1 protein-coding gene is annotated in these 680 nt (G+C 66.5%); it reads right to left on the bottom strand.

The window, feature by feature from the left end; genetic code table 11:
- On the bottom strand, positions 1-680 hold a 680-nt coding region (locus DMB66_RS60245; RefSeq protein ID WP_148112996.1), incomplete at both ends, for a preprotein translocase subunit SecY.

The raw sequence follows: 680 nt of genomic DNA on the forward strand, positions 1-680 counted from the left end.
TAGAGCAGCGAGGACCCGAAGATCACCGGCACGACACCGGCCTGGTTGACCTTCAGCGGGATGTACGTCGAGGTGCCGCCGTACATGCGCCGGCCGATCATGCGCTTCGCGTACTGCACCGGGATGCGGCGCTGGGCCTGCTCGATGAAGACGACGGCGCAGATGACGATCAGCACGAGGGCGATCACCAGCAGGAACTTGGCGACGCCGCTGCTCTCCTTGATCGTCCAGCCCTCGCCGGGAAGGCGGGCGGCGATCGACGCGAAGATCAGGACGGACATGCCGTTGCCGACGCCGCGGTCGGTGATGAGCTCGCCGAGCCACATGACCACGCCGGTGCCGGCCGTCATCGTGATGACCAGCATGACCAGGGTCAGCCACATCGGGACGCCGGTGTTCTCCGGCACGATCTGGAAGTTCGACTGGTCCTGCGGGCACGCGTTGGCGAAGAGCTGGCCGGAGCGGGCCAGGGCGACGAACGCGGAGGACTGCAGGACCGCGAGGCCCAGCGTCAGGTAGCGGGTGTACTGGGTGATCTTTGCCTGGCCGGACTGGCCTTCCTTGCGAAGCTGCTCGAGGCGAGGAATCACCACGGTGAGCAGCTGCAGGATGATCGATGCCGTGATGTACGGCATGATGCCGAGCGCGAAGACCGACAGCTGGAGCAGCGCGCCACCGGA

Source organism: Actinoplanes sp. ATCC 53533, assembly GCF_003947245.1.